The sequence below is a fragment of the Vibrio sp. OPT18 genome (assembly GCF_015163615.1).
GTDB lineage: Bacteria > Pseudomonadota > Gammaproteobacteria > Enterobacterales > Vibrionaceae > Vibrio > Vibrio coralliirubri.
This window is the reverse complement of sequence record NZ_JADDYK010000060.1, coordinates 424,851-431,261: the sequence shown is the minus strand read 5'-3', so window position 1 is coordinate 431,261 and position 6,411 is coordinate 424,851. Positions and strand designations below refer to the sequence as shown.

General features: G+C 44.9%; 8 protein-coding genes. 2 read left to right on the top strand and 6 right to left on the bottom strand.

Annotation, left to right across the window (positions count from 1 at the left end):
* From IQQ51_RS27260 to mutY, 3 genes are all read right to left on the bottom strand, one after another.
* Positions 1 to 577 (bottom strand): murein transglycosylase domain-containing protein (locus IQQ51_RS27260; RefSeq protein ID WP_228012931.1); only part of this gene is annotated, 577 nt, incomplete at its 3' end.
* A 69-nt stretch (positions 578 to 646) separates the two neighbouring features.
* Complete coding sequence (locus IQQ51_RS16960) at positions 647 to 919, bottom strand: oxidative damage protection protein (RefSeq protein ID WP_010435637.1); 273 nt, start codon at positions 917 to 919, stop codon at positions 647 to 649.
* A 28-nt stretch (positions 920 to 947) separates the two neighbouring features.
* A complete protein-coding gene (gene mutY / locus IQQ51_RS16955) occupies positions 948 to 2,009 on the bottom strand; it encodes an A/G-specific adenine glycosylase (protein ID WP_193841629.1) in 1,062 nt (353 codons plus the stop codon).
* Between the two features lie 165 nt (positions 2,010 to 2,174).
* Between mutY and trmB the strand changes: the two genes are divergently transcribed.
* The gene (trmB, locus tag IQQ51_RS16950) at positions 2,175 to 2,894 is read left to right on the top strand and encodes a tRNA (guanosine(46)-N7)-methyltransferase TrmB (RefSeq protein WP_004735468.1); all 720 of its coding nucleotides are present in this window, start codon (positions 2,175 to 2,177) and stop codon (positions 2,892 to 2,894) included.
* A 187-nt stretch (positions 2,895 to 3,081) separates the two neighbouring features.
* Positions 3,082 to 4,002, top strand: coding sequence for a glutaminase B (gene glsB / locus IQQ51_RS16945; RefSeq protein WP_048611451.1), 921 nt, complete (start codon positions 3,082 to 3,084; stop codon positions 4,000 to 4,002).
* 124 nt (positions 4,003 to 4,126) lie between these two features.
* Here the strand turns inward: glsB and hemW are convergent, their stop codons facing one another.
* The 3 genes from hemW to IQQ51_RS16930 are packed head-to-tail and all read right to left on the bottom strand — an operon-like array spanning position 4,127 to position 6,393.
* Positions 4,127 to 5,314, bottom strand: a complete 1,188-nt coding sequence (gene hemW, locus IQQ51_RS16940) for a radical SAM family heme chaperone HemW (RefSeq protein WP_193841628.1) — start codon at positions 5,312 to 5,314, stop codon at positions 4,127 to 4,129.
* Positions 5,314 to 5,913: an XTP/dITP diphosphatase gene (locus IQQ51_RS16935; protein WP_193841627.1), complete on the bottom strand. Its 600-nt coding sequence runs from the start codon at positions 5,911 to 5,913 to the stop codon at positions 5,314 to 5,316. Before IQQ51_RS16935 ends, hemW begins: the two co-directional genes overlap by 1 nt.
* Positions 5,914 to 5,961: 48 nt before the next feature.
* Positions 5,962 to 6,393 (bottom strand): DUF4426 domain-containing protein, encoded by a 432-nt coding sequence (locus IQQ51_RS16930; protein ID WP_017062246.1) that lies wholly within the window; start codon positions 6,391 to 6,393, stop codon positions 5,962 to 5,964.
* Positions 6,394 to 6,411: the final 18 nt, after the last annotated feature.

Here is a 6,411-nt window from a genome sequence, read left to right as displayed (position 1 = left end):
TCTCAACGTAATAGGCTTTTTTAAAGTCGACTTCTTTGGTTTTTAGGTTATTAGCGATCAGGTAATCAGCGAACTGGTTAGCGCGCCAAGACCATTGGATAGGCTTTTTTTCTTGGTCTACAACTTGGTTGTAGAGGAAAGGCCTGCCTTCTAATTTGATGCTTTTGGAGGAGAATAGGTCGACATGCGCCGGATCATCTGGCGTCAAAAGCGTCGTCATGATCGCATTTTTGAGGTGTTTTTTAGGTTCAGTCGAGGAGACGGTTTCTACCGTTATGAGGCCTTCACTAAAGTTTACTTCGGAACGGCTCAGGTAATTATCTATGTATTTCACATAGTTACTCTTACCTGCTATTTTTACTTCACTACTGCCCCAGCGTTTTTGGATATTGCCAGAAAAGCTATTAATCAAAGCATCTAGTGCTCCGGTGTCTTTTTCAAACTGACCAGGTAACTCCGCTAAGTTGCTTACAAATCGGTTGGTCGGTTCGTAATTAACATCATAAATGCTTTCGACAAATTCACGGCTGCAGCCAGTTAATAACATGGCTGTTAGGAAGTAACTTAGCTTTTTCATAGTTCCTCATACAAAAATGACATCGCAGCGTTAACCATGATGTCATTAAAAATTGCTTAAATAAATGTCTTATTCGCTTGGTGGAGTATAGCCATCAATTACGACATCTTTACCTTCGAAAAGGAAGTTAACCATCTCAGTTTCAAGAAGTTTACGATGTTCAGGATCCATCATGTTTAGCTTCTTTTCATTGATAAGCATAGTTTGCTTGCTTTGCCATTGTCCCCAAGCTTCTTTAGACACGTTGTCAAAGATACGCTTACCTAAGTCACCTGGGTAAAGTTGAAAATCTAGGCCTTCAGCATCTTTTTGAAGGCGAGCACAAAATACAGTGCGGCTCATAGTGGTTCCTCTTATCGCGTTCGTTGATTCAAACGTCGTCGTTCAGTTCAAAGGGTAGGCTCTCAATAAGCTGCTTTACAGGAGCGGCTAGGCCAATTTCTTCCGGTTTTGATAAGTTATACCAGAGACCTTTAGTCCCTTCCATTATCAAATCTGGTTGTTTATCTAATTTCACTAATACTGGCGTGATATCTAAGTGGTAGTGGCTGAAAGTATGTCTAAACGCAATCATGGTCTTGATCGAATCGGTTTGAGCGTCTTTGATCGAGCGAAGATCTAGTTGATGTTCGATCTCTGCGTTTTCATTTTGAGGGAAACAAAACAATCCGCCCCAGATACCAGATTGAGGGCGCTGTTCGAGCCACACTTGGTTATCGTGATACAGAATCACAAACCATGTTTCTTTTACTGGCTTTTCTTTCTTAGGCTTTTTGCCTGGGAAGTCGAGTTGTCTATCGAGCTTCTTGGCCTCACACATGCTTTCAATTGGGCAAAGGGTACATTTAGGTTTGCTACGGGTACAAACCATCGCACCCATGTCCATCATTGCTTGGTTGTACTTATCGACATCTTTCTTAGGAGTATGTGCTTCGGCGTGTTCCCAAAGCTGGTTCTCGACTTTCTTTTGCCCCGGCCAACCTTCAACGGCAAAACTTCTCGCCAGCGTTCGTTTTACATTGCCATCAAGAATCGCATGAGGAAGCTTGTGAACCGAAGACAGCACTGCTGCTGCAGTTGAGCGACCAACCCCCGGTAGCGCGTTCATCTCTTCGATAGACAGCGGAAATTCACCGCCATATTGCTCAGTAACGATCTTGGCTGCTTTATGTAGATTGCGAGCTCGGGCGTAATAACCAAGCCCTGTCCATAAGTGGAGTACCTCATCTTGTTCGGCGTTCGCTAGGTCGATAACCGTTGGAAAGCGTTCTAAGAAGCGTTGGTAGTATGGAATCACCGTAGCAACCTGAGTCTGCTGAAGCATGATTTCAGATAGCCAAACGGTGTAGGCGGTTTTGTTTTGTTGCCAAGGCAATTCTTTACGCCCGTAGGCGTCATACCACTTTAATATGGCGGTTGCGAAAGGAGTCACGACATGCTCTATGCTTTGCTATTATTAGAAGCGAAATTGCACCACACTTAACGTTGGATGTAAAACAGACAAATTGTGTGGGAATTTATCCACGGAAAGACTTGCACCGGAGGCAATTCTTTGGATAATCCCCGCTTTGATTAATCAATGTGCAGGCAAAAATCAATGAGTGAAGTGACCACTAACGAATATACTGAAGACGGCAAACTGGTTCGTAAGATCCGTAGTTTTGTTCGCCGCGAAGGCCGCTTAACAAAAGGCCAAGAGAACGCGATGAATGAATGTTGGCCAACAATGGGTATCGACTACAACCCAGAGCTTCTTAACTGGAAAGAAGTATTTGGCAACGATAACCCGGTTGTACTAGAGATTGGCTTCGGTATGGGTGCATCACTGGTTGAAATGGCAAAGAACGCACCTGAGAAAAACTTCTTAGGTATTGAAGTTCATAGCCCAGGTGTTGGTGCGTGTTTAGGTACAGCTCGCGATGCTGGCGTAACTAACCTGCGTGTAATGTGTCACGATGCTGTAGAAGTATTTGAACACATGATTCCAGATAGCAGCCTGCATACACTGCAACTGTTCTTCCCTGACCCATGGCACAAAGCTCGCCACCATAAACGTCGTATCGTTAAGGCTGAGTTTGCAGAGATGGTTCGCGGTAAGCTTCAACTTGATACTGGTATTTTCCACATGGCAACAGACTGGGAAAACTACGCCGAACATATGATTGAAGTGATGAACGTAGCTCCAGGCTTCGAGAACATCGCTGAAGATGGTGATTACATCCCTCGTCCGGATGAGCGCCCGCTAACTAAGTTTGAAGCTCGTGGCCATCGTTTAGGTCATGGTGTTTGGGACATTAAGTTCAAGCGTACTAAGTAACTCCGAATCAAATGAAGTGAAGGGCAATCCGACTTAGGATTTAACCCCTACACTTTATGGGATTGATTAAAGCCAACATTATTGTAATGTTGGCTTTTTTGTCCTTAGGCTTTTATTGATATAAAGGTTTAAGGACAGAAAGTAACGTTACACCCCTACAAAAATAACAATATAGAAGTAAGCGCACATGAAACCAACTCAAGCTATTTTGGCCGAGATCTTAGACGAAGTTCGTCCTTTAATTGGACAGGGAAAGGTCGCTGATTATATCCCTGCACTGGCTCGCGTATCGAACCAGAAACTGGCGATCGCGGTATACACCAATGAAGGTGAGGTGATTAAAGCCGGCGATGCTGAAGAAGCATTTTCTGTGCAATCTATCTCTAAAGCCTTGAGCCTTACGCTAGCTATGGTGCTATATAAGCCTGAAGAGATTTGGCAAAGAGTAGGCAAAGAGCCTTCTGGTCAAGCCTTTAACTCGATGATTCAGCTTGAGATGGAGCAGGGGATTCCCCGCAACCCGTTTATCAATGCGGGTGCTATTGTCGTAGCAGACCTATTACAAAGCCGCCTGTCAGCACCGAGACATCGCTTGTTAGAGTTTGTGCGCCAGTTGTCGGGCGACACTCATATCGTGTATGACAAGATAGTAGCGGCTTCAGAAATGATGCACAGCGATCGTAATGCGGCTATCGCGTACTTGATGCGTTCATTTGGTAACTTTGAAAATGATGTTATCCCTGTTCTGAATAACTACTTTCATGCCTGTGCGCTTAAAATGACGTGTGTTGATTTGGCCAAAACCTTCAGCTACTTGGCAAACAAAGGTGTCTCGGTTCAAACCAAGAAAGAGATCATCACGCCAGTCCAAACCAAGCAGTTGAATGCTTTGCTTGCGACATGTGGTTTGTACGATGGTGCGGGCGAGTTTGCCTACCGTGTTGGTATGCCAGGAAAGTCGGGTGTCGGTGGCGGTATTATTGCCATTGTTCCGGGTGAGATGACAATCGCCGTGTGGTCTCCAGAGCTTGATCCTTCTGGTAACTCTTTAGCGGGCACTAAAGCACTAGAGCTGCTTTCAGAGCGTATCGGTCGTTCTATTTTCTAGGAGAAAGATGCGAGATTCGAGCACGGACGTTGTCCTATAAAACGCTTCGCTACGAGAGGGGGCTATAAAACAAAAAGGGTTGACCCTAAAGCCAACCCTTACGCAATGCTTCTCGAATCTCTAACTATTCGTCTTCTTCTGCCATAAAGGCTTCCAGCAAATCGTTGAGGAACAGTTTTCCTTTTTCAGTGATCTGCCAATGAGTGTCGGTTTCATTCAAGTAGCCTAGCTCTTTTGCCCATTCAATCGTTTTTTGAATCGAGTTAAAACCAAGCCCTGTCGTATCAATGAAATCTTGCTTTGGACATGCTTCCATTAACCTAAAGCGGTTCATAAAGAACTCAAAAGGTCGGTCTTCATTCGGCACTTCAAATTCATCGGATAGGTACGGTTTCACCATGTTCTGGTAAGCCGCTAAATAGCCTCTAGGGTGTTTAACCTTAGTCGTACGAACAATGCGTCCATCTGCAAAGCTTAGCTTGCCATGAGAGCCACAGCCAATACCTAGATAGTCACCAAAGCGCCAGTAGTTAAGGTTATGTTGGCACTGATATCCCGGCTTGCTGTAGCCTGAAATTTCGTACTGCACATACCCTGCGTCTGCGAGCTTCTTATGGCCTAGGTCGAAGATATCCCAAAGGTCATCATCATCAGGCAGCGTTGGTGTTTTGTAATAGAACATGGTGTTAGGTTCTATTGTTAGCTGATACCAAGATAAGTGCGGAGGGTCGAGTTCGATCGCTTTATCCAAATCAGCCAACGCTTGATCAATACTCTGATCAGGTAAGCCGTGCATTAAGTCTAGATTGAAGCTATTCAATCCAATCTTATGCGCTAAATGAGCGGCATTTACCGCTTCATCTTGACCATGAATACGCCCAAGCCTTTCCAGTTTCTCTTGCTCAAAACTTTGTACGCCTACCGAGATTCGACTCACCCCTGCCTTTTGGTAACCAGCAAAACGCTCAGCTTCGATAGTTCCCGGGTTGGCTTCCATGGTGATTTCTATTTCAGGTTTGAACGGGATGCGCTGTTCAATGCCTTGCAACAATCGGCCAATTCCTTCAGGAGAAAACAGGCTTGGGGTACCGCCACCAATAAAGATCGAATGCAGTGGGCGAGGGGCGCCATTGAGCTGATATTTTTCGATATCAGTATCAAGATCCTCAAGCAGTGCATCGATGTACTCTTTTTCTGGGATCTCGGCTTTCAGAGCGTGTGAGTTGAAATCACAATACGGGCACTTTTGTACACACCATGGGATGTGTACATAGAGGCTAAGTGCGGGTGGTACTAGCGCTGCATTGTGCATTACAGAGCTTGCTCCTTGATTGCTTCGAATAGTGCTGCAAGGGCTTTGCCGCGGTGTGAAAGCTGTTTTTTACGTGTAGATTCGAGTTCAGCAGATGCGCAGTTATCTTCTGGTACAAAGAATACAGGATCGTAGCCAAAGCCATTCTCACCGTGTTCTTCGGTAAGGATGCGACCTTCCCATTTACCGTGACATACTAGAGGTGTTGGATCATTTTCGTGACGCATTAGCACCAACACACAGTGGAAACGCGCAGTACGCTTTTCAGTTTCGACACCTTGCATCGCGTTTAGCAATTTTTCGATGTTCTGCTTATCGGTTGCCCCTTCTCCTGAGTAACGCGCGGAGTAGATGCCCGGAGCACCATTTAAATAATCAACCTCTAAACCTGAGTCGTCAGCAATGGCTGGCAGCCCTGTTTCTTTCGCTGCATGGCGAGCTTTGATGATGGCATTTTCAATGAAAGTCGTTCCTGTTTCAGCGACTTCTGAAACGTTAAATTCATTTTGCGCGACAACGTCAAAACCAAACTCAGACAGAATACCTGCCATCTCGCGAACTTTGCCTTGGTTGCCTGTTGCTAAAACAATCTTACTCATGGGGATGTGGCTCTAAATAAGTTAATAAATGAAAAGTAAGGTTTGAGCTTACTCTTCTATATAGAATTTCTGTGTGAAACGCAGTGGACCAGTGCCTTTTAGGCCTGCGTTCACATCGATGTCGAAGGTGATGTTTTCTTCGTGAGTTACGGGGAACTCAGCAAGATAATAAATCGCATCGCCTTCTTTGATTTCTCGAAACTTCAAAGTACGGGTGTTTCCAACGAGGTTCTTCGCTGTTCCCGTAATTTTAGCCGTTGTCGCAGGCTTGCCTAGAGAAGCCTTGTCTAACACGCTGATGTTGAGGATTGCTGAGTATCCATTTCGCTTAAGTTTGTATTGCTTAGCGACTTGCGAAGTTAAGAACGTGGAATTAAAAGCCGAGTAATGAACCTCGACATCCTTAATGTTCTTAAATTGCCCTGCTGAGCTTGGTAAGGCAACAAGAGCGGTGAGTAGTGCTGTTATCCATAAACGCATAATGACTCCAATAAATAG